Raw genomic sequence first — 25,063 nt, 5'->3', positions numbered from 1 at the left:
GTCGACGGGTGGGTGCCCGGGCTCTTGTGGGGGTCGAACCTATTCTATGCGGAGCATGAGAGTCCGCGCGTCGCGAACCTTCATGGTAGCCGGAGGGGCCGTGGTCGTCCCCTCGCGGAAGGTGCAGTGCAGGTCGAGACCCGACGGCGTCGCGTCCTCCAGCATCGCCGCGACCGCCTCTCCCGCGGCACGACCCTTGGCGGTGGCGGGCTGCACGAGCGTCGTGAGGACGTGCGGGGCGAGACCGTCGACGACGACCCCGTCGAATCCGGTGACGCTGACGTCCTGCGGAACTCGGAGCCCGCGCTCCTCGGCCGCGCGGATGACGCCCGCCGCGAGGAGGTCGCTCTGCGCGATCACCGCGGTGGGGCGGCGGTCGGGGTCGGCGAAGATCGCGCGCCCGGCGATGGCGCCCTCGTCGATCGAGCTGGTGGCGGCCGAGAGCGCCGGAGCGTCGGGGAAGACCGAACGCGCCCCCGCCAGTCGGTCTGCGGTCACGTCGACCCGCACCGCGGTCCCCGGGTCGATCCATCCCCGTCGGCGAGAGGTGTCGACGGGGAGGGTCACGATGACGACATCGCGGTGCCCCAGGGCTTCGAGGTGACGAGCGGCCGCACTCTGGGCCTCGGCGTTGTCGAGGAGGACGCGTGGGATGCCGACGCCCGCATCGCCCTCGACGACGACGACCGGGATGCCGCGTGCGCGGACGATCTCGAGGGAGTCGCGCATGCGCGGGCTGCAGCCGATCAGCACGGCGGCGTCGATGGGGGCGGTGTGCAGCGACGGTTCACTGACCGTCTCGCCGTCGTCGCGCAGGAGCAGCAGCGCGGCCCCGAGTCGGGACACCCCGTCGGCGAGGCCGTCCATCATGTGCGTGGTGACCGGGTCGAGGAAGGCGGTGCCGAGGTGTTGGTCGAACACGACGCCCACGATGCCCGAGCGCCCCCGACGCAGCGAGGCGGCCCGCGGGTCGGGGCCGGTGTAGCCCAGGTCGGCGGCGGCCGCGAGGACGCGCGCCCGGGTCGCCTCGGAGGTGGGCGTCTTGCCGCTGAACACGACCGACGCCGTCGACGGCGAGACGCCGGCCTCTCGGGCGACGTCGCTGATGGTCGCGCGACGGGTGCTCACGCGCTGATCGTACCCGGGCGTCGCGTGGCGTGCCGAATCGATTCGATCAACGTCGAATCGATTCGGTACAGTGTTCGCATGATCGCCGCCCTGACCCGCTCGCAGCTCGTGCGCTGGCACGTCGCCATCTGCGCCATCTTCCTCGCGAGCGGCCTCAGCATCTCGACCTGGGCCTCCCGGGTGCCCGCGATCCGCGAGTCGCTCGGCATCGAGAACTCCGGCGTCGGCCTGCTCCTGCTCGGGATGGGCGTGGCATCCATCATCGGCCTCTCGGTGGCCCCGGCGGTCATGGCACGGATCGGGGCGCGTTCCGGGATGCTCCTCGCCCTCGTGCTGGTGGGCGCAGGTCTCGCGATCATCGGCTTCGGTGCCGACACCTTCCAGCTCTTCGGGGTGGCGCTCACGGGCCTCGCGCTGTTCGGCTTCGGCAACGGCGCGGTCGACGTGATGATGAACGTCGAGGGGGCCGCCCTCGAGAAGGCCACGGGCCGCACGATCATGCCCCTGCTGCACGCCTTCTTCAGCTTCGGCACGGTCATCGGCGCGGGACTCGGCTTCGTGGCGGTCAGCCTCGGCATCCCGGTGATCGCCCACTGCGTGGCGATGGGGATCGTCATCGTCGTCGTGGCCGTCGTGTCGGTCGCGAACGTGCCGCGCGCCGAGGTGGCGATGGACGCCCCCGTCGCTGAGGAGCGCACCCACTGGCGCGAGCGCCTCGCCGTGTCGCTGCAGGCCTGGCGGGAACCGCGCACGTACACGCTCGGCGTCATCATGCTCGGCATGGCCTTCGCCGAGGGCAGCGCCAACGACTGGCTCCCCTCCGCCGTGGTGTACGAGCACGGCGCTCCCGAAGAGGCCGGCCCGGCGGTGCTTGCGGTGTTCTCGGTCGCGATGACCGTCGGTCGCATCGTCGGCGGCCCGGTGGTCGACCGACTGGGCCGCGTCATCGTGCTGCGCGTGCTCGCCGGCACCGCGGCCGCGGGTCTGCTGCTGTTCATCCTCGCCCCCTACGGCCCCCTCGTCTTCGTGGGCGCGGCGCTCTGGGGCCTCGGCGCCTCGCTCGGCTTCCCGATCGGCATGTCCGCCGCCGCCGACGACCCCGCCAAGGCCGCGTCCCGCGTCGCGGCCGCCGCGACCATCGGCTACGTGGCTTTCCTGTGCGGCCCACCGATCCTCGGCTGGATCGGCGACCACATCGGGCTGCTCAACACGCTGCTCATCGTGGTCGGCCTGATCGTGGCATCCGGTCTCTTCTCCGGGGCCGCCAAACCCCTCGTCGTGACCGCCCCCGCGGAAGAGCCCGCGCGACGCGATTAGGCTCGTCGGGTGCGTCTCGTCATCGCCCGTTGCTCCGTCGACTACACCGGCCGCCTCAACGCGCATCTGCCCCTCGCCACCCGCCTGCTCGTGCACAAGGGCGACGGCAGCCTGCTCGTGCACTCCGACGGCGGATCGTACAAGCCACTGAACTGGATGAGCCCCCCGTGCTCGCTCACGCTCGAGCAGCCCGACGACGTCGACGTCGAAGACGGCGTGATCGAGCGGTGGCGCGTCACGCACGCGAAAACCGGCGACGCGCTGCTGGTGCGCATCCACGAGATCATCCACGACACCGCCCACGACCTGGGCGTCGACCCCGGCCTCATCAAGGACGGGGTCGAGGCCGACCTGCAGCGGCTGCTCGCCGAGCAGGTCTCGGTCGTCGGAGAAAACCTCACCCTCGTGCGTCGCGAATACCCCACCGCGATCGGCCCGGTCGACCTGCTGCTGCGCAACGACGACGGACCGGGGACGGTCGCGATCGAGGTCAAGCGTCGCGGCGACATCGACGGCGTCGAGCAGCTCACGCGCTACCTCGAGCTGCTGAACCGCGACCCCCTGCTGGCGCCGGTGACGGGCGTGTTCGCCGCGCAGGAGATCAAGCCGCAGGCGCGTGTGCTCGCGACCGACCGCGGCATCCGCTGCCTCACCCTCGACTACGACGAGATGAAGGGCGTGCAGTCCGGCGCCCCGCGCCTGTTCTGAGACGCGCGCCCCGCCGAGCCTCGCCGATGAAGGCGCACGCCGGCGGACACGGCCCACGGCCGCGCGCCGGCGTCCGCCGGATCGGCCACGGCCCGCGCGACGGCATCCGCACGCCGGCTCACCTCGTCTGACGCTCGCGGACCGACGGCCGCGAAGAGACCCCCAATCGCCCTCCGCGACCGCCGCCGCTGTGGACGCGACCCGGGAAACGTCGTCGGTCATCCGCCGGGCCGCGCGGCTTCGACGGTAACCACCGGACCGGTCTCGAGACGGGACGATTCACGACATCCGGACGCTTCCGGACAGCCGCGACCGCTTCACTCTCGAAAGCCGAGGCGACGTGGAGCCGGTCGAAAAAGACGCATTCCGATATCAGCATCCCCCGCGGCGACGTCTGCCGAGGCACTCCGGGCAGTAACGTGTGACGCATCGGGACCGACACGGGACGAGGGGGGAAACCGTCCGTGAGCACCGCTCCGTCCTTCGACGACGGCTCCGGCGAGGCGGACTCGCTCGACCGCATCGCCTCCGACCTGCGCGTGCGCAAAGAGCGCAGCGGTCGCTCGTACGCCGACATCGCGCGCCGGATCGCCGAGCTGCGCATCGACCGCGGTGTCGCGGCGAGCGCAGCCCAGCCGCCCCGCAGCACCATCTCGGACGCGTTCCGAGACGGTCGGACCTGGGTGGATCCGGTGCTCCTCGGCGACATCGTGCGCGCCCTCGGCGGCGACGAGGAGGAGGCGGCGGCGTGGGTGGCGCGCAGCTCCGCGGTGCGCCGTGGGGGACGCCGGCCGCCCGCGCGACGGAAGATGCCCGTGGAGCCGTCGATCCTGACGCCACCGCTCGACCCCGTGCCGGCCCGTCTCGGTCTGCTGAAGCCGGCGATGCTGGTCGGGGCGGTCGCGCTCAACCTGCTCGGCATCCTCGTGGTGCAGACGCTGCATCTGCCCCTGTTCCTCGACATGATCGGCACGGCCGTGGTCGCCATGGCCCTCGGCCCGTGGCACGGTGCCGGCGTGGCGGTCGTGAGCAACCTGCTCGGTTTCACCGTCGGCGTCCCGGATGCCATGCCCTTCGCCCTCGTCAACCTCGTGGGCGCGCTGGTGTGGGGCTACGGCGTGCGCCGGGCGCGCATGGGCGATGACATCCGCCGGTTCTTCGGCCTCAACCTCCTGGCGGCGGTCGCCTGCTCGCTGGTGGGCGCTCCCTTGAACGTGCTGCTGTTCGGCGGGGTGTCGGGGCACGGCTTCGACACGGTCACCTCGTCGTTCGAGACGATGGGGGTTCCGCTCATCGCGGCGACCTTCTCGTCGAACCTCCTCACCTCGGTGTTCGACAAGACCCTCGTGGGCTTCCTCGCTCTGATGGTGCTCCTCTGGCTGCGCGCCACGAAGCGTCTGCCGGTGCCGCACATGTCCCTCGTCGACCGGCTGAGCACCCCGGCCGTCGCCCGCCCGCGCGCCGAGACCTGACGGACCGACTGCTGAAGCCGCGGGACGATGACGCCGGGCCGCCGGGGCCGGATGCCGCCGCCGCTCGACCGGGCGCCGGTAGCGTGGACGCATGCCCGCACGCTCTCCCTTCTCCTGCGTCCTGTGGGACGTCGACGGCACGATCGTCGACGCCTCGGAGGGGATCCTCCGCCGCCTGACCATCACCCTCGAGCACTTCGGCCGCACGCCGCCGACGCGCGGCGAGCTCTCGCGGTGGATCGGTCCGCCCATGTTCGACTCCTTCCAGGTCAACGTGGGCATGACCCCGGAGCAGGCCACCGAGGCCGTCGCCTTCTACCGCGGCCTCAACAAGAAGGAGGGGTACACGGTGAGCGCCCGCCTGTACCCCGGCGTGGGTGAGCTCGTGCACGACCTGCACGCCGCCGGCGTGCCGCAGTCCACGGCGAGCTCGAAGCCCGAGGTGCAGGTCGTCGCGCTGATGGACCACTTCGGCCTCGCCCCCTCCCTCGAAGCGATCGCGGGAGCCTCGCTCGATGAGCGAACGCTCGCGACGAAGGCCGACATCGTGCGCGAAGCGCTGCGTCGCCTCGAGGCCGTCGGCGCCGACGTCTCCCGTCCGGTCCTCATCGGCGACCGCCACCACGACGTCGAGGGCGGGGCGGATGCCGGGGTGCCGGTGATCTTCGTCCGGTGGGGCTTCAGCTGGCCCCACGAGTCCGAGGGCGCGCAGGCGGCGGTCGACGACATCGACGAGCTGCGGGCTCTTCTGCTGGTCGACGACACGGCCGACGCGCGTACCCCCGCCGGTGCCTGAGCTCGGCTGGGTGGTGCCCGCGGCGATCGCGCTGACGGTCGCCGCCCTCCTCGCCGTCGTGATCGTGATCGCGGTGCGCCTCGCCCGGCGTTCTCCTCGGGCCCGGGCCCAGGCGGATGCCGCCGTGGCCGAGGCGACCTCGGTGCTGGTGCGGGTCGACGACGCCGTCCACGAGCTCGACGCGGCCTTCGATACCGCCGACGTCCCCGACGCCGTGGACGTCCCCACCCAGCTGCGCCGAGGGAGGGCGGCGGCGCAACGGGCGCGCGACCGCGGGTTCGTCGACGTGTCGACCCTGCGCGCCCACACGGGTGTCGCGGCACGGCGTCGCGATCAGGCGCGGGCGGTGCGTTCGGGTCTCGAGACGCAGCTGACCCGCATCACCGCGACACGGACGAACCTGGCCGAGTGGGTGCGGACGAACCGCACGCCGGAGCAGCTCACCGCTGCCGTACGCCGCCGCCGAGACGAGATCGTCCGGGCCGCGGGCGACCCCGAGCCGTTGCTCTCGAGCCTTCGCGCGCGCTTCGACGCGGCGGACTGGACCGACGCCGCGGCAGCCGCCGGAGCGGCATCCGACGCCCTGGACGAGGCCGACGCCGCTCTCGCCGACGGTGCCGGCGTCGAGAGGGCGACCTCCGCGCTGACGCGTGCCGCGAGAAGCCTGAGAGCGGTCGAAGACGATCACCGCGCCGCCCTGCAGGCCGCCGAGAACGCCGCCGCCGAGATCGCCGCGGCCCGCGCAGAACTGGCGGAGGCCCTCGAGACGACCCGCGCGCGTCCCGGGGCATGCGCGCCCGACGCCGACGAACGCCTCCGTGCGGCGAGTCGGACGCTCGAGGCCGCCGCCGCCACCTCGGACCGACGTCCCCGCCGGGCCGTGTCGACCGTCGCCCACGTCCGCGAGGTGCGCGACGCCGCGGTGGGCGCGGCCGTCGGCGAGCGCCGGCGTCTCGAGGCGGCGCGGACCGCTCTTCCGGGCACCCTCGCGTGCGCCCGCGCGGCGCTCGCCTCGGCCGAAGCCCGCGACGAGGCCCGAGCGGACGGCCCTCCGACGATCGACGAACGCCTGCGGCTGGACGAGGCCCGCCGTCACCTCGCCCGCGCACGCGCCGCGACCGACGCCGGCGAGGCGCTCTCCGCCGCACGCGCGGCCTGGCACGCGGTCGACCCCGGTCGCTGACGGCATCGGTCCTCGGCCGCGCGGAGGCGGTGCCCTATCGTGAGCGGCATGGGGGAGAACACCACGGCCGCCCGCCTGATGGCGCTGGCCCGACGCGTGCCGTTCACGCTGGCTCTGGCCGGCATCCTGATCCTCGTCGGCCTGTTGTCGAGCGGGCTGTGGCGTCCCTTCACCGAGTCCGAGCTCTTCCCCGCCGTCGCCTACGGTCTGCCCGCCCTCGAGGAGGGCCGCTGGTGGACGCCCGTCACCGGGACCTTCTTCGTCACGACGCCCTGGGTGTACCTGGCCGGTGTCCCCGCCTTCGCGGGCATCGCTTTCCTGGAGCTGCGGCGCGGCTCGCGCGTCGCCGCCGCGTATTTCGCGGTCGGCCAGCTGTTCTCGGTGCTGGGGGCCGTGGTCTTCCTGTGGCTCGCGGCGCTGACGCCGTGGCCGTGGGCGCAGGAGCAGGCGTCCGCGCTCGACGTGGGTCCGTCCGGGGGCGTGTTCGCCTGTCTCGCGGGCGCTCTCGCGCTGCTGCCCTCCCCCTGGCGGTTGCGCGCCTGGACGGTGTTCATCGCCGCACTGTCGGTGGCGCTCGTGTACTACGGCTCGATCGCCGACCTCGAGCACGCCCTCGCGGTCGGCCTGATCCTCGCCGTCGACCGGTCGCTGCGCCCGCAGCGCGTGAGCGTGCGCGAACAGCGCCTCATCGCGGTGGTCGTGCTCTGCGCGTTGGGCGCGATCGAGATCCTCGGCTACATCGCACCGATGACCGGGCCCTTCGGATACTCCGCGGCGACATCCGGCTCGTGGATCGACGTCGCGGTGAACACCGTCGTGGTGCTGATCGTGGCCACGGCGCTGCGCCGCGGCCGTCGGTGGGCCTGGGTCGTGGTTCTGGTCTATAGCGCCCTGAACCTCCTGCTGGTCCTTCTGCTCATCGGCATCCTGTCGCTGTCCGGGGTGATCGGCCTCGAACAGGATCTGGATGCCGATGTCACCAGCGTCCTGGCCTCCTCGACGCTGTGGATCGTGGCGTCCGTCTACTTCGTGCTGGTCCGCGGCGCGTTCCGCGCCCGGCCGAGGGCGGCGCTCGGGGAGAACCCGCCGCCGTCCGTCACTGACGCGAAGGCCCTCCTGCGCGCGTCGGGCGGCGGGACGCTGTCGTGGATGACGACGTGGGAAGGCATGTCGTACGCGCGCTTCGGTCGCGGCATCGTCGCCTATCAGCGCCGCTCGGGGGTCGCGCTCGCGCTGGCCGACCCGCTCGGACCGCCCGAGGCGCGGCGCGACACCGTTCGGGCCTTCATCGACGGTGCGGAGATGGCGGGCCTCGCCCCGTGCTTCTTCAGCGCGGGCGAGCAGACGCGGGCCGCCGTGCCGAGCGGCTGGCGGAGCATCGTGGTCGCCGACGACACCGTCGTCGACCTGCCCGGCCTGCAGTTCACGGGCAAGGCATGGGGCGCGGTGCGCACCTCACTGAACCGTGCGCAGCGCGAGGGCATGACGTTCCGCCTGTCGCGGCTGACCGACGAGACGTGGGGCGTGCGCCAGCAGCTGCGGGCCATCTCGGAGAGCTGGGTGGGCGACAAGGGGCTGCCCGAGATGGGCTTCACTCTCGGCACCCTGCACGAGGCGACCGACCCCGAGGTCCGGCTCGCCCTGGCCGTCTCGCCCGACGGCGACGTCGACGGCTTCCTCTCATGGCTCCCGGTCTACGGCGAGAGCGGGATCCGCGGGTGGACGCTCGACCTGATGCGCCGCCGCGACGGCGGCTTCGGCCCCGTCATGGAGTACCTCATCGGAGCGTCCGCGCAGCAGTTCTCGGCGGAGGGCGCCGAGGTCATGTCGCTGTCGGGCGCGCCTTTGGCGCACGAGTACCCCGCGGATGCCGGCGCGATCGCCGCTCTGCAGACCCGCATGGCCGAGCTGCTCGAGCCGGTCTACGGCTTCGCGTCCCTGCACCGGTTCAAGCAGAAGTTCCACCCGCGCTACGAGACCATGTATCTGCTGTACCGCGACGAGGCCGACCTCACCCGGATCGGCCCGGCGCTCACGCGGGCCTTCCTGCCGCACGCGACGCTGCGGCAGTTCGCCGCGGCGGGCGTCGACCTGGTCCGCCAGGAGCGCTGATCCCGGCCGCCGCGCACGTCGACGGCCCCGACCGACGGACGCACGGTGGCGGTCCGTCCGGCCGGGGCCGCGGTGACGTCAGAGAGCGCGGATGTTCGACGCCTGCAGGCCCTTGGGGCCCTGCTCGACGTCGAACTCGACGCGCTGGTTCTCCTCGAGCGAGCGGTATCCGCCCGACTGGATCGCGCTGTAATGCGCGAAGACGTCCTGGCTACCGTCGTCGGGGGCGATGAAGCCGAAGCCCTTCTCCGAGTTGAACCACTTGACCGTACCCTGCGTGCTCATCGTGTAGCCGTTTTCCGCTCGAGCCGGCGCCGAGCGCGCCGATCTGTGCCCCCACGGTAGCCGGACGCTCGCACGGTCGCACGAGTCCGTGACACAAACGTTGCGCCGCTCGAAATCGTGGTTGTCGGCGCTTAAGCCCATACGACGCCCGGGCTGAGCATGGCTCGAAGCCCGGGCGTCGACGGATCCCCCCGGATATGTCACGCGAGGCGTGACGGCGATCACTTTACCCATGCCGGAGCCCGCGCGCGACACGAAAACGAAGAATCAGGCAGTTATGTCCATGTTCTGTGATAACCCATGGCCGTAAAATCCGCCTGATGGACGAACGTCGGCGCGCATCCGCCCTCGTCGATGAGGCCTACCGGCTCCTCGGCGAGGCCATCGTCGACGGTCGGTTGCAGCCCGGCGACCGCCTGCGCGACGTCGAACTCGCCACCCTCATGGGTATCTCCCGCACGCCCGTGCGCGAGGCCCTGCAGAAGCTGGAGCGCATCGGTCTCGTCGAGGTCGCGGCCAACCGCTACACCCGGGTCGCCGCGCTCACCGAGCGCTCCCGGACCGACATGCGCGAGTACGCGACGCACACCATCGCCGGTGCCATGCGCGTGGGCCTCCGACGCTGCGAGACCGATGAGCTGGAGGCCGCCGTCACCCTGGCCTCCGCGATGCGGGATGCCGACTCCTCCCGCGCCTACGTGGACGCCGTGCTCGCTTTCTACACCCACATGGTGGCCGTTTCGCGCAACATCGTCTTCGGCAAGGCGCTCGACCAGACGAGCCTGGTGCTGCGCCGCAATCTCGAGGGGTGGCAGAGCGTCGGCGATGAGACTCGGGCGACCCTCTTCCGCCACCTCATCGACCAGATCTCTCGGCGCGACGCGAACGGCGCCACCTGGACTTTCCTCGCCCTGCACGGTTTCGCCTGAGCGCACAAGTCCGTAAGACGCGTCCCGGTGCCCTCGCTACCGTGACGTCATGGCCCACATCGCACTCCGCCCCCTGACCGACGCCGATCGGGATGCCGCATTCCAGGCGGTCCACGACAGCAGGTCCGCGTGGCCGAACGCCGTCGTCGGGGACCGTCCGGCCTTCGACGGATGGGCGGACCGCGACGACGTGGACGCGCAGGTCATCGTGCAGGACGACGACGTGGTGGGGATCGCTGCGGCCATGGACCGGGGCGGCGACCGCGAGATCCTCCTCGCCCTCGTGCCCGGGATCGGCGAGGAGGCGCCCTCCGAGGCCCTGCGCCTGCTGACGGCCCACGAGGCCGAGCGCCCCCTCTACGCGTGCGTCGCGGCCGACGACGATCCGTCGCACGACCTGCTCGCGCGCATCGGATTCGTCGAGCACGAGCGCGACGGCGAGGACGTCGTGTACGTCCTCCCGCCGACGCTAGAGTGACGCGGTGCCGACGACCGACGATCACCCCGACCGAGACGCGGTCGACACCGCGGGGTTCACCCGCATCCTGAACCGACCGCGTTCCATGGCGACGTTCGTCGCCATCGTGTTCGCCGTCACCGTCGTGCAGTCGCTCACCGACCCGATGGCCGCTCTGCTCCAGGGTGACGTCGTCTGGGACTACCGCTTCCCCCTCGCCGCGGTGATCGCCGCGGTGGTCCTCGGATGCGCCGTTCAGAGCGCGTTCCTCCTCCTGTCGCCGCGGTTCCCCGTCGGGGCGGTCCTGGGCACGACCGGGTGCTATCTCGGACTGATCGTCGGCGTCGAGGTGCCGCGCTGGCTGGGCGCTCTCCCGCTGGTCGTCGCCGTGGCCGTCTTCTTCCTCGCCGCGCAGCGGCGGGCGGCCGTCGCGGCGGTGTGGACGGGCGTCGTCATCGGCGCAGCCGTCGGCATCCTGTCGCTCTGGTCGTCGGCGACCGGAGCCCCGCTCGCCGTGACGAGCAGCTTCGTCCTCAGCTCGAGCCTCGCGTTCGCCGCCCCCGTGTCGGGCGCGGCCGCGCTCGGCGTGTGGTGGGCGCGGCGCATGCGCTCGCTCCGCCGCGCCCGGGACGAGCTCGCCGCCGCCGAGGCTCGCCAGGAGAGCGAGATCGAACACGCGCGGACGCTGGAGCGGGCCCGCATCGCGCAGGAGCTGCACGACGTCGCCGGGCAGCACCTCGCGGGTCTGCTGTCGCTCGCCGACGCGGCGGTCGACATCGACGGACAGGATGCCGCCCAGGCGACGGCCCTGATCGGCGAGATGCGCGCCGAGGGCCGCTTCGCCTCGGCGAGCCTGTACGCGGCGCTGCGCGACCTGCGCGCCGAGAACGGCTCCCCGGTCGGCCCGACTCGCGACCTGCGCGCTCTCGACGAGCTGATCGAGTGGTGGAGGGCGCGGGGGATGGACGTCTCGTCCCACACGCATGGCGAGGTCGATGACCTGCCCGCCGTCGTCTCCGCCACCGCTTACCGAGTGGTGCAGGAGGCACTCACCAACGCGTGCAAGCACGCCGCCGGCGCCGCCGTCAGCGTCGCGGTGACCGCGTCGGAGCGAGACGTCCGCGTGGATGTCGTGGATGCGGGCAGCGAACGCTCCCCGGCGGGCGATCGACCGACCGGACTCGGCTGGGGCCTGAGCGGACTCGCCGAACGCGTCGATCTGCTGCACGGCTCCTTCCGGGCGGGCCCGGCCGAGACCGGAGCCGGCTGGGTGGTGGTCATGGAGGCACCGCTGGCCCTGTACGACGGCGCCGATGCGCCGGTCCGCTCATGACGGCGACCACGGACGACATCCGGGTGCTGATCGTCGACGACAACCGCACGGTGCGTCGCGGCATCCGGATCCGCCTCGAGCACGCTCCCGGCATCCGCGTCGCCGGCGAAGCGTCGAACGGCCCGGACGCCATCGTGCGGGCGCGCGCCGAGAAGGCCGATGTCGTGCTCATGGACCTGCACATGCCCGGGATGAGCGGTATCGAGGCCGCCCGCGTGATCACGCAGGAAGGACGAGGGGGATGCCACGTCATCCTCCTGACCAGCGAGGTGTCCGACGCGTTCGTCGTCGAGGCGCTCGAGGCGGGTGTCAGCGGCTACCTGCTCAAGGGGCACGACAGCGATCAACTGCTCCCCGTCATCCGCGGTGCCGCCGCGGGCACGTCGACGATCTCCCCGCTCGTCGCGCCCCGGCTGATCCGCGAACTCCGCGATGCCCGTCCCGAGCCGTCGGAGCCCGCGCGGCTGGCCCTGTTGACCGCCGCCGAACAGCGTGTCGTCGGTCTGCTCAGCAGCGGGGTGACCGCGACGGAGGACATCGCGCGGCACCTCTCGGTGTCCATCAACACCGTCCGCAGTCAGACCGCGTCCGCGCTGCGGAAGCTCGAGCTCGCGGACCGTACGCAGCTCGCCCTCTGGGGCTCGCGCAACGGGCTCACCCGGCGCGATCCCTCATCCTTTCGGATGAAATGACCCGGGTCCCGTTCCCGCCGGCGTTGTCAGGGCGCGGGCGGACGCGGCATCCGGGACCCCGTAGAGACGCGAGAGCGACGAGACTGACGCCGCGAGCTCCGTGCGGGACCGGACATTGGGGGGCGGCCCCGCACGGAGCTCGCCGTCGCACGGTGCCTTGCGTCACCGGGCGGCCCGTGTTGGGCTGGGGCGATGACAGCGCAGTGGTGGTGGGCGGCACTGGTGCCCGTGGGGGCGGCACTCTGGCTCTGGTCGACCGTGGCGACCGTCCGGGCCTATCCGGGCGAACGGATGCCGGTGTGGGCGACGCCGCGCAGGGCTCCGGCGAGCGCTGTGGTGCTGCGCGGGGCCGGCCTGGGACTCGGGGTGCTCGGCATCCTGATGTGCATCCCTCTGCTCGCACCTGGATTCTGGGGATCTGTGGCCCTCGGGACGGTCGTCCCCGTACTCTTCTTGGCGATCTACCTCGGCGTCATCCTGCAGCACAACGCGCGCGTGGCCGGCGCCTGACGGACCGTCACCGCAAGCGCTTGGCGGCCTTGCGGAGCTTCCTCACCGCTTTCGGCACACCGTCGAGCTGCTGCTCGGCGCGGTCGTGAGCCCACGCGCTGACCGCGTCGTAGGGCGCCGTGGACTCCTGCGCCGTGAAAGCGCGCGCACGTAGCCGGCGAGCGCGGTCGGCGAGCAGAAGATCGTCGCGGTGCTCGCCGAGCAGCTTGTGGACGCGCTTGGCCGCTCGACCGAGTCGCTGCACGTCGCCGCCGAGCATGCCCGGGTTGGCGGCGTCGACGGCTTCCGCCAGATAGCGCAGTCGGCGCGCGGCCTTGCGCACATCGTGGAAGCGATCGAGCGAGCCGTCAGCGGCGGACACCGCGCGCGAGACCCGCTTCGCCTCCCGGCGCACGAGACGGCGCACGACCTTCGCGCTCTTGGCGTCGGGATGCTCGACCTCGAGCGTCAGCCCCGCCTCGCGGACGAGCTGCCTGCGGCGGTGGCCCTCGTCGGTCTGCGGCTCGGCCGCGATCCGCTCGTGCAGGTGCCGGTACGCGGCCCGCTCGTCGCCGACCAGCCTCCGCCGGGCGTCGGCATCGTCAATGCCGAGCGCCGTCAGGGCCTCGTCGGCGCGCTCCGCGCGCACCTCCGCGTCGCGGGCCTCGCCAAGGGTGCTCCCCCACCGCTTCAGCGACCGACGCAGCTCTCGCGTCTCGCCGGGGTCGGTGACTCGGCGCACCACCGACAGCACGGTGCGCAGGCGCCGCACCCGCGTGCGATGGCGATGCACCCCATCGGGTTCGTCGCGCAGGGCCTCCGCCTCGGTCGAGGCGACGTCGGCCGAGGCGGACTGCACGAGGCGTCGGACCAGGGTCTGAGCGGAGACGGTGTCGCGTGGCATCCGCTCACGCTAGAGCGGCGGGGCGCCGCCCAACGTCGGGGTTGACGAACACGAAAGGCCCGGGACGCGGTCCAACCGCCCCGGGCCTTTCGACGACGATGTCAGCGCGCGGCGCGACGACCCACGATGAGGCCGTAGATGAGCAGCACGATGATCGAGCCGCCGATGGCGAGCAGCCACGTCTGGATGGAGAAGAAGTCTTGCAGCGGAGCGTTGAACAGGACGCTGCCGAGGAAGCCGCCGAGCAGGGCACCCACCACACCGAGGACGAGCGTGATGAGCCAGCCGCCACCCTGCTTACCGGGGAGGATCAGCTTGGCGATGGCGCCGGCGAGCAGTCCGAGGAGGAGAAATCCGAAGAATCCCATGATGTGTTCCTTTCGCGAGTGTGAACCGATGCCCGCTCGAGGCGGGACTCTCGTTGCATCCAGCTTCCTCCCAGGTATGCGAAACCCGAGGTGGGTTGCGCGCGGGCGCCTTCCTGTGTTTGTTTGCGCGCGAGGCGGTCCCGGATGCCATCCCCGCGCCCTCGCCGACATCGTCAAGGACAGGCGAGCTCGTTCTCCCCAGAGATATTCACAGCCCCTCTCGCCGTCCTCGCTTCCGACCCCGCCGGGGTGATCGAGGCGTGAGATCGGCGGAATTACGCCTGTGTAGTTTCGAAGATGTGATCGGTTTCCGAGTTATCCACACGATCCACTCACATGATGGGGACCCTTTCGCACAAGCTCTCCACAGAGTTATCCACAGTTGTGGGAAAACTGCTCGTCGATCCGTCGCGTCCAAGGAGAGCGCTCGGGGCTGCGATCAATCGAGGCCCAGGGTCGCCACCGCGGGATCGGTCGTCGCCGTCGCGAGAACGACGATGGCGTCGAAGGCCGCGGCATCCACCTCGACGTCTGCACTCTGCGACCGCACACGAAAGATCCCGGTGCTCCCGTCTTCGTCGAAGCGCGCGACGGCCGCACCGGCCGACCGCAGGACGTCCGCGCAGGAGGACTCGACGCTGTCCGCGCGCAGCGGAGCAGCGGCGACGCGCTCCACCCGGAAACCCACCTCGGTCGCCGCGGGAACGGCCATCTCCGGCACCTCGTCATCGGCGTGCGTCAGGGCGATCGCTCGATAGTCCGAGCCCAGCGACTCGGCCAGAACCTCTCCGGCCGGGTGGGCGGCCAGCACACCGTCGAAGGCGACGGGTGCCTTCTGGATGTGGTTGTTGTGAGCGACGTAGGCGATCCGCCCCATCGGGGCGAGCGAGTCGACCGCCTCGACGAGGCGCCGAGCCACGAACACCTCGCGGACCGTCGTGTCGTCGAGGCGTCCTGTCCCGGAGAAGAGGTCTCCCATCGCGCGAAGCATGATCTCCGTCGTGACGGCCGTATCGGCGAGACGACCCGCCTGTCGCCACGACTGCGCGTCCTCCCCGTTCCGGTGCACCGCGCCGAGTGCGTCGATCCGAGCCCGCAACCGTGTGAGGTGGACGGTGAGCGAATCCTGGGCCGCGGTCTCGAGCCCGAGCCACGACGCCGCACTGGCTGCGGCAGAGCCCCCGACGACTAGTCCCGCCAGCTCCCTCGTCTGGCGCAGGAGCTCGGCGGCGGCGGGGTCGATCGCGTCCAGCAGCGTCGAAAGCGGGGCGAGACTCGGCTCGATCGTCAGGGAGTTCGGGAGATCGACGCCCAGCACCCGCACCCGACGGTGACGAGGCAAGCGAGAACGCAGACCGACGAGGAACGTCCCGTAGAGCGCGAACGTGAGTGTCCCGACGAGCGATCGAAGTTCCTCGGTTCGCTGTCCCGAGAGCCAGTCCTCGACCAGAGGCGCCTCGTCGTGGCCGATCTCGAGGGCCAGGTCGTCGACCCCGAAGTCTCGGACCAGCGCTGCCGCGATGCCGGCGCGCGCGTCGCTGAGCTCGTCGATGAAGTGGGCCGACTCGCCCACGGCTATGACGCGCGCATCCGAGATGATCTTGCGCAACGTGATGTCGTCGAGCGGGTGCTGCGCATCCCAGGCTGCGACGGTGAAGGACGGGGCCGCGGGCGCGGCGGAGTGAGGTGTGGTTGACATCGGAGAGCTTTCTTTCAGAGAGAACGGCATGCGAACGAGACCGGCGAGCCGGTAGGGGACGACGCAGTGCCGTGTCAGAGAAGGATGCTTGCGATCACCCCGCGATGATATCGACCGAGGAGGTGACGGAGCAGGGCCACGACGCACCGCGCTTCCCCACCGCCTGTGCACGCGCGGCTGCGCGGAGCCTCTGGCGGTGGGGCCCAACCCCGAACGGGTTCGAGCCCTCCCGCTCCCGCAGACAACGTCGAAGGCCCCCGGGATGAACCCGGGGGCCTTCGTCGTTCTGTGGCGGTGTTTATCTATCCGCGATCCCAGTCGTGGCGCGGGTTCGCGATGGACCGTGCCGAACCGATTACACGCTAAGCGCTCACCTTTTACGCCTCCCCGGTCAGGCGGCGAATCGGTCCCGTCACCCTCCTACAGGGACGTTGGGTTCCCTCCGTCTCAGCAGCTGGTTATCGCCAAAGACCTTCGGGGTAGCACCGCTCTTGGGCACACCGTGCTTGACTGCGACGGCCGCAGCGCCGGCGCGACGGCTGTGACGGGAAGAATTCCCGCGGAAGCGACCGGAACGTCGCTTCTCGCGCAGGTCGCGAAGGTGTGTGACCCTGTCGCCTCGGCTGGTGCGAGGCCTACGTCACACCGTGCGAGGAGTCGTAGGTGAACGTCGCCGTCGGCGACTCGAACCCCCGCCGAGCTTTCGCTACCTTGACGAGAAGATGGTGGCGGCGCTGCACGCGCTGCAACTCTCAGAGCACATCTGATCCGCAACGACCGTCGAGCGAGCGCCACACCGCACCGTTCGTGGATGGGCGGGTGAAGGTTCCCGCCCGGCGACTCAATAGAATCGGCTCGTGCATACGGGGGCGTCATGAGTGCTGAGCAGTTCTTCCTGAGAAGCGCGGGCACCTTGGCTGCGCTACATGAGCTCTCGTCCGCGGATTCACTCGTGCTCTACTGCGGAGCTGGGGTCACTATAAATCGCACTGGCATGTCGTGGCCGGCTCTCCTCAAGCAAGTGTTCAGAGCGGCAGCAAGCAACGGACGGAGCTACCGCGAAAAGGATCACGCCGCTATTGAACTCATCTTGGACGCCCTGCCAGACGAGGAACAGCGCGCCTCCATCTTGACGGAATACTTCACCGAGGGTAGGCCCGAGGAAGCAAATAGACTCCTGACCCCCCGCTTGCAAAGCGCGCTCTACAAGGACACGGGGTGGAGCGAGGGTCAGCTGCTCGCCAATATCGCGCGCCTCGCGCTGGTGGCTTCCGTGCGTCTCAGCGGTTCAGTGACGATCCTGACGACCAACTACGACGTCTACCTCGAAGAGGCATTCGCGGAGGCCGCCGATGAGCTTCTGCGCGAGAGAGGGGACGAGGAGGTGAAGGTTGCCGGGCTCGAGCGTCAGGTTGCGCCCGAGCAACCTTCGACGGAGCCCTGGCCTGTCCACCCGATGAGGGACCCTGTCGCCACTGACGCAGTCGTCCGCATCGTTTACCTGCATGGGCGGGTCCCTCGACCGGGCGGCCCTACGGAGGGGACCGTCGTCCTGGACGAGTTCAGCTACGCCCGCTCGCACGCAGCCGTGACGCAGATGTTGCAGACCCACCTGGAGGATGCGCACGTTCTCATGCTCGGCGCCAGCGTTACCGATGCGCCGCTCATACAATCGCTCGTGCTCACGAAGGACGCTGACTCCAGCCGTCGGCGATTCGCGCTCGTGCGTTCCGCGCTGCCCCTGGGTGCCCCCCTGCCTCCGCAGGTTTACATTGATGCCTTCGGCGAGGCTCACACCCTGGAGCAATCGGATGTCGATGCGATCCTCGCGCACAGGGCGAAGCACATCGGAGTCACCCAGCTGCACCCAATCAGTCACGCTCAGACGGCGCAATTCGTGGAGGAGCTGGAACTGAGCATCCGACTGCAGCGCAGCGTCCCCCCTCCCGCCACGCTCTACGCCGACGCCGCGACTGATATCAGCTACGAACGACGCCTGCGGGCCTGGGCGAACGAGTGGTCAACTACGTGCCCAACGCCCGAGGATGCTTACAGCACCTTGGCCGACAGTCTCGAGGAACGCATCTCGGTCCTTCTCGGTGGAACCACAGACCAAAACGACGCTCTGCGTCTGGAATTGTGGGTTCGCATCAACCCGAGAACCACCAACCGCACCCTTACGCTGTACGCGAACTCTACTGGCCCTCTTCTGGCCCCGGGCACCCGACGCCAGGCTGTCATCCGCGAGCCGTCAACGAACGCCTCGGTCCGGGCGTTCCTGCAAGGTCGGCCGTTGCTGCAGCAGCTGTCCGATCTCGGACTCGGGTCTTCAGAAAGTACGCGATGGAAAACTTTCTTGTCGATTCCGCTGTCAGTGGTCGTCGAGAAAGAGGTGGACGGTCAGCCCTTTGCGGCGTCCGTGCCCTGCGGCGTCATCACGCTCGCGGGACTGCGCAAAGCTGACCTATTCGAGCGGTTTCATGCCTTACCGCTGGCGGACATCGAGACACTTATGGAGACCATGACGGCGACGGGGACGCAGGTGCTCCGTCCCGCCAGCTGAGTCACGCTCGGTGAGGGACGTGCTCGGGCGAAAGCGCACTGATGAGGTAGCGCACCCGCCGCTCACGCTCGCGGTTGTTGATACGAGCGGAGTGCTCGGCGATCTCGGCGACTTTACGCTCGCGTTCGCTCATCCTGGACTTGGTGTCCATCATCTCGTCTCCTCGTCGGCGCTCACCTCGAGCTCCGTTGCAGCTAACAGTACCGGCGGCCTCCGACATCGGCATCCGCTTGCGTCGCCTTCATTGCTACGATCCGCGTGGCCGAGGGCGACAACCGGGTTACAGCGACGCGGTCTCGGCTGGCTCAGGATGGAAGCCACTGTGCTCGCGGTCTTGCATGGCACGCCGGCCACTCAATCTGGCCTCCTCGTCGGGTCGCTCGCCCGAGGACTGTTTGCCCCGAAAGAGAACGCAACGGACTACGAGCACACACACACGCACGATGCCTCAGCCGTGCTATCACTGTCGCGCCGGGACCAGCACCGGCACCCGAGAAAGGAAGAGCAATGGCGAACGGCGACATCAGAACGTACTTCGAAGACGGACAGTGGAAGTCCAAGGTGGACGGCAGCTCCCGCGCCGCGCACGTGGGCGGCAACAAGGCAGAACAGACAGCCGTCGGTCGGGACATGGCACGCGAACGCGGCGTCGAGCACCGCATCACCCGCCAGGACGGTGCCGTCACCCAGCAGAACTCGTACGGCAACGACCCGCGGCGCAGCAAAGGCTGAGTGGCAAGGGAGGGTGGGCGCACGCTCGGGGACACTCATCTAATCGGATGAACTTTTCGGGCGATGTTCCGTTCCGCGGAACGTGCTCACCCCCCCCTTCACTCGCCAGCGGCTCGAGGCGCGAGCGCCTTCGATGCTCATTCGGTGAGACTGTCTCGGTTTTCCTCGAGGGACGTCTGGGCTGGGCGTCGCCGCTCAGGCGCGGGCACCCTGTCGAGAGAGCGCTCGGCCCCCGCTCGAGCTGGTCTGGAGCACAAGTCAGACGCGAGGACGAGCGACCCCGCTCGCCATGAATTGGACACTCCGCCCGGGACGCTCAGTCGTAGGCGCCGCTACGTTGACCGCATGGACATTCCCACCGAAGATATCCGCCATGTGGTCGTCACCGTCGGCGAAGCGGAACCGGACTCTGTCATCCCCCACGACGCGCACTGGACGGCGACATTGGAATTCGTTGCTTTCGACGGGAGGACACAGACTGTTCAGACGGTCCTCAATGCATCGGCGGCGCCCGAGAAACCCGAAGCTGTCGCTGCGGCCATACATGCTGAGATCGACAAGCGGTACGTGATCACGACGGATCTGTCGGATTTCGAGTACGACCTGTCGCAAGTGACAGTGGAGATCCGCTGGTCGGGCAACTGAGGTAACGGGCTCGCATCAGCCCCTCGTTTTGCAGCTCAGACACGAAGATGTCGGAGGCGATCCCCGCTCGCCTCGATAACCACTGGTGACGGTGTCCAGTGGAAGGTGCCGCTCAGGTTCATCCTTTGTACTCGGCGCGCTTGTAGACGGCATCCAGAATGCTCCGGCGCTCGCTCTGCGACAGCACGCCCACGAAGACCGCCATGTTTCTCATCTCCGCGGCGTGCTCGCTATCGTCCACGAGGAGCGTTTCCACCGTGCTGATATCGCGCTCGCTCAACACCCTCAACCACTCGTAGAGCAAGTCGCGGGCATCTCCGCGAGCGTTGGGGAGGATCTTGTTCGCGCCTGCTATTCCCAGCCCTAGGATGCGGTCGGGGTCAACGTCCAAGCGGCTCTATTACTGCCGGGCGCGCAGGCGGTTGTCAGCCGTGCGTTCATGGCGTAAAAGCCCGCCGACAGATCGGGGGTGGGCGCACTGGCGTCCCAACGTTCGCCCATAGATTGATTCCGTGGTTCGACGTAATCTCGGGAGACGGGGCGCGTCGCCCGTCCACCCAACCTGCGTATCGTCGCGCCTGACTGCCCGCCGCTCGCCCGAGCTTCAATCATCGAGTGACTAGCCGACTGCAGCGACCAGTACTTTGTGTACATGCTGCCTGAGCTTCCCGATCCGAAGCTCGACCCGCGACTGTGGGGCGACGTTGATGGGCCGACATTGCTCGCGGCCGCGAGCGCGCTGCAGTTGGATCCCGCTAACACCGCCTCATTGCACGGGTTGCGTCGATTGGCTGCGGTCGCGGCAGAGCTTCCGGCACGGCCTGACGCGCGGCCGCTGTCGTCGTCGAAGGTCAAAAGCCTCCTAGCGGTGCGAGGCGTCGGAGACGCAATCACCGCTGGCTTCCAAGACCCTTACGAGGGTCTGCTCGTGGTGGAGGTACCGTACTTCGGTGGTCCCCATCTGAGCATGCAGGGCCTAGCGACACACTGCGCAAAGATCGCGGAGTTCCTACTCACCGCCATCTTGGCCGCCCCAAAGGCGACGCTTCCTGGCACTTTCATCGTGAAGGTGCGTGCATTGGCGAGGTTGTTGTTGACCGTGAGCGACCGGGCGTGCCGGGGTGCCGGCCTGACCAGGTGGAGTACGCCCGGGGAGGACGGCACCCGGGCCATGGTTCCGTCGGCGACGACCCTGTCCGAGCGGGCTCGCTGGGTGCAGTTCGACGAAGAAGAGCTGTTTGAGGGGCTCCACGCGCTGGCGCGGGAGTACCTCACCATCGGCTTGGTCCGCGAACAGGGAACGCCGGTGCCGATAGCCGGGACGGATCGATCAGAGTGGTCGATGGTGCAGCCACTCGTTCGCTCCGGCTCGACGCTGACCGTGCAGGCGCCGCCGGACCTTCTGGCGGCGCTCAGACATCACATTGTCAGGGCGGCCATCGAAGAGTACTGCCTACCGCAGCTCGTGCAGGCGATGCTCGCGTATGCCACCCACAAAGCGAAAGAACTCCTGAACGGTCTCGTTGACGAGCCACTTCGAACCGTCGAGGAAGGCAGGAACTGGGTACGCCTGCAGTCTCAGTTCGACTCCGACAAGCTCATGGATCTCTTCGTCGTCGTCGATGACTTGGAAAATTACGACCCGTTCTCCGCGTACGGCACGTGGGACGGTGACGACGTCTTCAAAGACCTCGTTGAAAGGTCCGCCGACGGTGACCGGGTTCTTCGAATCTTCCTAACCTCCGTTATCGGCCGGGACCTCAGGGTGCGCGGACGCGATTCGGCTGAGCCGACGCCGACGCTGTTCGCGGGATGGGATGACTTGGAGACCATCCTCCAAACTCCGGATCTCGGCAACCTCGGTCTCTGGTACTTCGCGTGCGCCTTGCTCGACTTGCACCAGCGAAGCGAACTCCGCTCGTTCTCAATCGTGGACACCTTCGAGCTGTACCGAGAACACGGAATGAGCTTCTACCTCAGCGATGACGCTCTGCCAGACGCGGCTGACCTTGCCGTCGGGTACGGGCAGGAGCTGAGGTACGCGAACGCGTTCCGTCATGACCGTCGGCGCTTCATCAAGTACGACGGTGATGGCTGGGTCGAGGGGTGGTCAGTCCACGGGCGCGGGACATCGCCCGTGTACATCGCGCTGCTGCGAGATGGTGCAGCCTACGTAGCCGACCTGGGCGACATCACCGTCTGGGTGAGAATCCCGCCGGTGCGCAGCCGTCATACGAATGTCGGCGCCGACACTCTAATGGTGGCGGCGGAGGCGACCGCCTACTGGATGTGGCAGTTGTGGCTGGTGGATGCCGAGCTCATTCGCCGCGCGAGCAACGACTTCGGGGTCGTCGAGCTCCTCGTGCATGGCGCACGGATTGGTGAGACTTTCGACACGTGGGTACGAGTGACTAAGACCGAAGACGCTCGCTTCCTCACGGTGTCATCTCCTCGACCCGGCGACGACGACGCGCGGACTTCGTCACCTGAGAATGAAGTGGACCGTGACCTGCTCGCCGCACTATACGACTCACTCGGAGGTGAGGATGCCTCGGCCGTAGGCCAGATTGCTCCTCCCGGGCTCAAGGGCATGATCCACCTCACGAACGCCAGCGCAATCACGGCCTGGGCGCCGTTGAACACCCCGGTGTGGACCGGCTCGGAGGCTGTCGTCGCGCAGGTTCTCGATGGTCTCGGCCGACATCTGTCGGAGGAATTAGGGATGCCGGTTGGGACCATTAGGCCCGACCGTCGCATCCTCCTTCTCACACAGACTGTCGCGCCGTGGCTCATCGACCGGCTGCACGACGAGCTCCTCGACCTGGACGGGACGGGTCTTGCCGAGCGCCTCGTGGAACGCAGTGAGGCGCTCATCGCCTACTCCTCGCGGGAGTCAGAGCGCCTCCCCGCCCGGATCGCATGTTTCGGTGTTGCCAGCGATGAAGTGCAGGGACTGCAACGCAGGCTCGCGCTCGCAAGTGACACCATGATGGCCAGCCGTTTTCTGGTCGAACTTGCGTCAGCGTTCCCGCCTGCAGGCGGGAACGCTTTGAACCAGGAACGGTACGACCGCCTGCTCGCCTTGAGCAGCGAGATCATCAACAAGGGCATGCTGGTGGACTCCCTACGTTCCGGTGTCAGTGATGTTCAGTTGAGCATCCTGGGCTCCGGGCGACTGGGCACAGCACGTGAGGGCGACGCGTACGTGCAAGCGGTGGGTATGTTCTCCCGCTTCCGCGCGCAGACCGTCCTCGCTGATGCTGTCGATCCTCGCCCGGGCGAGCGCGACGGGCTTCCCGATCTCGCGATGGCAGACGAGCTGGCGCAAGATGCCTTCGGCTTCACCTACACCGACGTCTTCGATGCAGTCGCCGCGCTGACCGAGCTCCTCGAGGATAGGCAGACAGTCAGCACGACGCGGGCTGAGGCGGCTCGAGAACTCGCGGAACAGACCGGCTGGGATCAGACGAAGGTGTCGGCGGTCTTGGATGCCCTCACTCTCGCTCCCTTCTCAGGCACCTTCGCGCAATTCTGGGAAGACTTGCCTTCTGTGGCGCCCTGGCGATTCAACCGGGACCGGTCGTATCTGAAACGGCCGCTCATAGCGAACGGGCCCGGGCTCGTATTCGGTCGTCGCATGCTTCGCCACGCACCCATTTACTGGTTTGAGTCGTTCCGGACTGGCCGGTTGCAGGCAAAGGGCAAGATTGCCGGGGCGATGAGTCGACAACGCACGACGAAGGGGCGCGCGTTCGAACGTGAGGTAGCCGCTCTCCTCGCTCGCGTGGGGTGCGCACCGGTGAAGGAGCGACTGCGACGCGTGGGCAACTACGACTTCCGAAACATCGACGGTCGAGATCTCGGCGACATCGACGTAGCCGCTGTGCGTGCGTCCACCCAAGAAGTCCTCCTCGTGGAGGCGAAGGACCTGGAGGTCGCGCGAACGCCGACTGAGCTGCGAAACGAACTGAATCAACTCGTTGGGCCCGGCAACAGCGCCATCACCCGGTTGCGTGAACGCGCACAGTGGGTCCGGACGCACGCCGGCGCCGTCCTGAAGGAGTTCGGTATCGACGGTTCCTCCGGGTGGTCGATCCGACCCATCGTCGTGGTAAAGCAGCCGCTACTGTCTGAGCACCTGGAGCTGAGTAGCGACATCCCCATCATCGCAATCGAACGCTTAGAGGAGCACCTTCAGCCCAAGGCCCGGCAATGAGCGAGCGCCTGGTCAAGCCGAGCGCGCGATGACGACAGGGATGTGGTCTGACATCTGGAGCGGTGCGCGCTGCAGACGCCATTGTGTTGCCGGACGTTTGAAGTCGCCCTTCGCCAGCGCCTCGGCGTCAACATAAATTCTCCGCGAGTCAGGAAGCATCAGTCGAACCGGGCCGTTGTGAGAATCGGAGAGAGGCGCGCCATGAGCCAACGACACCGTCGAGCAGCGGACTCGCTGTCACCTGCGCACGTCGCGAAGTGTATGCGCTCGGCGAGCGACGAGCGGCGATTGTCACGGCCGCCCGCCGCTCGTCGGCCGCGCGGAAGACACTCCGGCTCAGGGCGCTACGACAGGACCCGGGCGTCCGCAGCTCCTCGGGTGTTCGCCAGGTCGGCTAAGTGGCTGGCCCTGTATGGCGGCCATACCCGTGACTATGCGCGGCGTCGGGCACACGCGCCGACAACGGTTTCCGGTGCCCCACCGACCGCCACCGAGGTGCCTCCTGCACCGCCACCAACGGGACCGACCAGCGAGCAACGGACGCCGCCGACAACCGACAGCGCTTTTGACCTTCAGGGGTTTGTCTTGCTGAGTCGGGAGGACACTTACTTCGTTGCTGGTGACGGCGGTCGACGCTTCGCGGATGTGGCAGGTCGAAGAGGTCCCTGCCCTGTGCCAAGCGTCCGGACCACGGCATCGCCGGAGCGTCGAATACGCGAATGTCTACTCGGCGCGTTCACTCCGCCCGGCTTCTATCCCGTACTGGTGTCGGATGCGGCGCGCTACGCCTGAAACTGTTGACCGCCGACCTACTGTTCCCGGGAAATCGCGCGCACGGCCGTTCGCGGTCCGAATCTTCAGGACCGCGATGGGTCCGATGAAGGGTAACCAATCGATAGCACCCCGGGAGAGCACGCCCCAGTACCGCGCCAACGTGACCGCCTGAATATCGCGCACCTGAATTCTTGTGGTCCGGAACCATCCTTTGAGGACTAGAACATCACCATCACACCAGACCCCCATGAACCACGGGCG

22 protein-coding genes are annotated in these 25,063 nt (G+C 68.9%); 15 read left to right on the top strand and 7 right to left on the bottom strand.

Features of this window, described 5'->3' with window-relative positions; all coding sequences use genetic code 11:
- Positions 1–39: 39 nt before the first annotated feature.
- Positions 40–1,128: a LacI family DNA-binding transcriptional regulator gene (locus Q9R20_RS06540; RefSeq protein ID WP_311248576.1), complete on the bottom strand. Its 1,089-nt coding sequence runs from the start codon at positions 1,126–1,128 to the stop codon at positions 40–42.
- 78 nt (positions 1,129–1,206) lie between these two features.
- On the opposite strand from Q9R20_RS06540, the gene Q9R20_RS06535 reads away from it, so the two are divergent.
- The 6 genes from Q9R20_RS06535 (at position 1,207) to Q9R20_RS06510 (ending at position 8,716) form a co-directional block, all read left to right on the top strand.
- Complete coding sequence (locus tag Q9R20_RS06535) at positions 1,207–2,445, top strand: MFS transporter (protein WP_311248575.1); 1,239 nt, start codon at positions 1,207–1,209, stop codon at positions 2,443–2,445.
- A gap of 9 nt (positions 2,446–2,454) precedes the next feature.
- Positions 2,455–3,153, top strand: coding sequence for an endonuclease NucS (nucS, locus tag Q9R20_RS06530; RefSeq protein WP_311248574.1), 699 nt, complete (start codon positions 2,455–2,457; stop codon positions 3,151–3,153).
- 464 nt (positions 3,154–3,617) lie between these two features.
- The gene (locus Q9R20_RS06525; RefSeq protein WP_311248573.1) at positions 3,618–4,625 is read left to right on the top strand and encodes a hypothetical protein; all 1,008 of its coding nucleotides are present in this window, start codon (positions 3,618–3,620) and stop codon (positions 4,623–4,625) included.
- 91 nt (positions 4,626–4,716) lie between these two features.
- The gene (locus tag Q9R20_RS06520) at positions 4,717–5,421 is read left to right on the top strand and encodes an HAD hydrolase-like protein (protein WP_311248572.1); all 705 of its coding nucleotides are present in this window, start codon (positions 4,717–4,719) and stop codon (positions 5,419–5,421) included.
- Positions 5,414–6,604, top strand: a complete 1,191-nt coding sequence (locus Q9R20_RS06515) for a hypothetical protein (RefSeq protein WP_311248571.1) — start codon at positions 5,414–5,416, stop codon at positions 6,602–6,604. Before Q9R20_RS06520 ends, Q9R20_RS06515 begins: the two co-directional genes overlap by 8 nt.
- Before the next feature lie 48 nt (positions 6,605–6,652).
- A complete protein-coding gene (locus Q9R20_RS06510) occupies positions 6,653–8,716 on the top strand; it encodes a DUF2156 domain-containing protein (RefSeq protein WP_311248570.1) in 2,064 nt (687 codons plus the stop codon).
- 78 nt (positions 8,717–8,794) lie between these two features.
- Here the strand turns inward: Q9R20_RS06510 and Q9R20_RS06505 are convergent, their stop codons facing one another.
- Positions 8,795–9,001 (bottom strand): cold-shock protein, encoded by a 207-nt coding sequence (locus tag Q9R20_RS06505; RefSeq protein WP_295838801.1) that lies wholly within the window; start codon positions 8,999–9,001, stop codon positions 8,795–8,797.
- 320 nt (positions 9,002–9,321) lie between these two features.
- Here Q9R20_RS06505 and Q9R20_RS06500 point away from each other — a divergent pair, with 320 nt between their 5' ends.
- From Q9R20_RS06500 to Q9R20_RS06480, 5 genes are all read left to right on the top strand, one after another.
- Entirely contained in the window at positions 9,322–9,930 is a 609-nt protein-coding gene (locus tag Q9R20_RS06500) for a GntR family transcriptional regulator (protein ID WP_311248569.1), read from the top strand.
- A 49-nt stretch (positions 9,931–9,979) separates the two neighbouring features.
- Complete coding sequence (locus Q9R20_RS06495) at positions 9,980–10,408, top strand: hypothetical protein (RefSeq protein WP_311248568.1); 429 nt, start codon at positions 9,980–9,982, stop codon at positions 10,406–10,408.
- Positions 10,409–10,412: 4 nt separating this feature from the next.
- Positions 10,413–11,720, top strand: a complete 1,308-nt coding sequence (locus Q9R20_RS06490) for a histidine kinase (RefSeq protein ID WP_311248567.1) — start codon at positions 10,413–10,415, stop codon at positions 11,718–11,720.
- A complete protein-coding gene (locus Q9R20_RS06485) occupies positions 11,717–12,412 on the top strand; it encodes a response regulator transcription factor (RefSeq protein WP_311248566.1) in 696 nt (231 codons plus the stop codon). The genes Q9R20_RS06490 and Q9R20_RS06485 overlap by 4 nt, the downstream gene beginning before the upstream one ends.
- Before the next feature lie 192 nt (positions 12,413–12,604).
- On the top strand, positions 12,605–12,922 hold the full coding sequence (locus Q9R20_RS06480) for a hypothetical protein (protein WP_311248565.1): 318 nt from the start codon (positions 12,605–12,607) through the stop codon (positions 12,920–12,922).
- Positions 12,923–12,929: 7 nt separating this feature from the next.
- Here Q9R20_RS06480 and Q9R20_RS06475 read toward each other — a convergent pair whose 3' ends face one another.
- The 3 genes from Q9R20_RS06475 to Q9R20_RS06465 all read right to left on the bottom strand — a co-directional run bounded on the left by Q9R20_RS06475 (position 12,930) and on the right by Q9R20_RS06465 (position 15,872).
- On the bottom strand, positions 12,930–13,805 hold the full coding sequence (locus tag Q9R20_RS06475; RefSeq protein WP_311248564.1) for a CHAD domain-containing protein: 876 nt from the start codon (positions 13,803–13,805) through the stop codon (positions 12,930–12,932).
- A gap of 101 nt (positions 13,806–13,906) precedes the next feature.
- The gene (locus Q9R20_RS06470; protein WP_295838792.1) at positions 13,907–14,173 is read right to left on the bottom strand and encodes a GlsB/YeaQ/YmgE family stress response membrane protein; all 267 of its coding nucleotides are present in this window, start codon (positions 14,171–14,173) and stop codon (positions 13,907–13,909) included.
- Between the two features lie 439 nt (positions 14,174–14,612).
- A complete protein-coding gene (locus Q9R20_RS06465; protein ID WP_311248563.1) occupies positions 14,613–15,872 on the bottom strand; it encodes an erythromycin esterase family protein in 1,260 nt (419 codons plus the stop codon).
- 874 nt (positions 15,873–16,746) lie between these two features.
- Between Q9R20_RS06465 and Q9R20_RS06460 the strand changes: the two genes are divergently transcribed.
- Positions 16,747–18,435: an SIR2 family protein gene (locus Q9R20_RS06460; RefSeq protein ID WP_311248562.1), complete on the top strand. Its 1,689-nt coding sequence runs from the start codon at positions 16,747–16,749 to the stop codon at positions 18,433–18,435.
- 1 nt (position 18,436) lies between these two features.
- Here Q9R20_RS06460 and Q9R20_RS06455 read toward each other — a convergent pair whose 3' ends face one another.
- Positions 18,437–18,589 (bottom strand): hypothetical protein, encoded by a 153-nt coding sequence (locus Q9R20_RS06455; RefSeq protein ID WP_311248561.1) that lies wholly within the window; start codon positions 18,587–18,589, stop codon positions 18,437–18,439.
- Between the two features lie 353 nt (positions 18,590–18,942).
- On the opposite strand from Q9R20_RS06455, the gene Q9R20_RS06450 reads away from it, so the two are divergent.
- Positions 18,943–19,167 (top strand): DUF2188 domain-containing protein, encoded by a 225-nt coding sequence (locus tag Q9R20_RS06450; protein WP_311248560.1) that lies wholly within the window; start codon positions 18,943–18,945, stop codon positions 19,165–19,167.
- A gap of 345 nt (positions 19,168–19,512) precedes the next feature.
- Positions 19,513–19,812 (top strand): hypothetical protein, encoded by a 300-nt coding sequence (locus tag Q9R20_RS06445; protein ID WP_311248559.1) that lies wholly within the window; start codon positions 19,513–19,515, stop codon positions 19,810–19,812.
- A gap of 118 nt (positions 19,813–19,930) precedes the next feature.
- Here Q9R20_RS06445 and Q9R20_RS06440 read toward each other — a convergent pair whose 3' ends face one another.
- Positions 19,931–20,203: a hypothetical protein gene (locus Q9R20_RS06440; RefSeq protein ID WP_311248558.1), complete on the bottom strand. Its 273-nt coding sequence runs from the start codon at positions 20,201–20,203 to the stop codon at positions 19,931–19,933.
- 261 nt (positions 20,204–20,464) lie between these two features.
- Between Q9R20_RS06440 and Q9R20_RS06435 the strand changes: the two genes are divergently transcribed.
- Positions 20,465–24,028, top strand: a complete 3,564-nt coding sequence (locus Q9R20_RS06435; RefSeq protein ID WP_311248557.1) for a hypothetical protein — start codon at positions 20,465–20,467, stop codon at positions 24,026–24,028.
- Positions 24,029–25,063 lie beyond the last annotated feature (1,035 nt).

This window comes from Microbacterium sp. PRF11, from assembly GCF_031844085.1.
Classification (GTDB): Bacteria; Actinomycetota; Actinomycetes; order Actinomycetales; family Microbacteriaceae; genus Microbacterium.
The sequence above is the reverse complement of the archived record's forward strand: the minus strand, read 5'-3'. Positions and strand labels throughout refer to the sequence as shown.